Origin of the sequence: Methylobacterium sp. CCH5-D2, from assembly GCF_001556475.1 — a bacterium.
Lineage (GTDB): Bacteria > Pseudomonadota > Alphaproteobacteria > Rhizobiales > Beijerinckiaceae > Methylobacterium > Methylobacterium hispanicum.
Window position 1 is genome coordinate 1 of the sequence record NZ_LSIX01000720.1, and the last position, 836, is coordinate 836.

The 836-nt window shown below is 75.6% G+C and carries 1 protein-coding gene; it reads right to left on the reverse strand.

The features are described 5' to 3' along the window. Positions 1–50 precede the first annotated feature (50 nt). Positions 51–836: alpha/beta fold hydrolase (locus tag AX737_RS18980; RefSeq protein ID WP_066924123.1), on the reverse strand; the 786-nt coding region annotated here is incomplete at its 5' end.

The following is an 836-nucleotide window of genomic DNA, read 5'->3' on the forward strand; positions in this document are numbered from 1 at the left end:
GCGCTGGCGTCGGCCGCCTCGCCCCGAACCCGCCCGACGATCGACCCCGATCACGCCGCGGCGCCGTCCGGGCGACGGGAGGCCGGCATCGGGGCCGATGACGCGAGTCCGTTGCCGAGCAGGAAGCCCGAGACGAGGGCGAGGACGCGCGCGGGATCCTGATCCTGAGGGGCGTGCCCCAGCGCGGGCAGGAGGTGAACCTCCGCATGCGGACAGGCGCGGGCCACGGCATCGATCTGCACTGTCGTGCCGTACCGGTCCCGCTCGCCCTGGATGAGCAGGAGAGGCACGCTCAGGCGCCGCAGGGCCGCCCGGACGTCCCAGCGGCATCGCTCGGGATCGAGCCACGCATCGCTCCAACCCCGGAAGGCGCCGTCCACGTCCGCGTGCTGCGCCGCGAGGCGTCGCCTGAGGCCGCCGGCCTCGAAGGCCGCCCTGGCACGTCGGACGCCCTCGATCGTCGCGGGTTCCACGACGACGTGCGGCGCGATCAGGGCCGCCCCCGAAACGCGCGGGTCGCCCGAGGCGGCCGCGAGGGCGGCGATCGTCGCACCGTCCGAGTGGCCGACGAGGACGGTGCGCCGGAGGCCGGCCGCGTCGAGCACGCGCGGGAGAACCTCCGCCGCCTCGCGCTCGAGATAGTCGAGGGGGCGGGGCAGGGCGACCGGGCTCGATCGTCCGTAGCCCGCGCGGGAATAGGCGAGGACCGGGCATCCCGACGCCTCGGCGAGCGCGTCGGCGAACGGCCACCAGCCATCGGCCGAACCGAGGCCCTCGTGAAGGAGCACGATCGTGGGGGAATGGCCCGGTCGTGGGCCGGAGCGGCGGTACTCGAG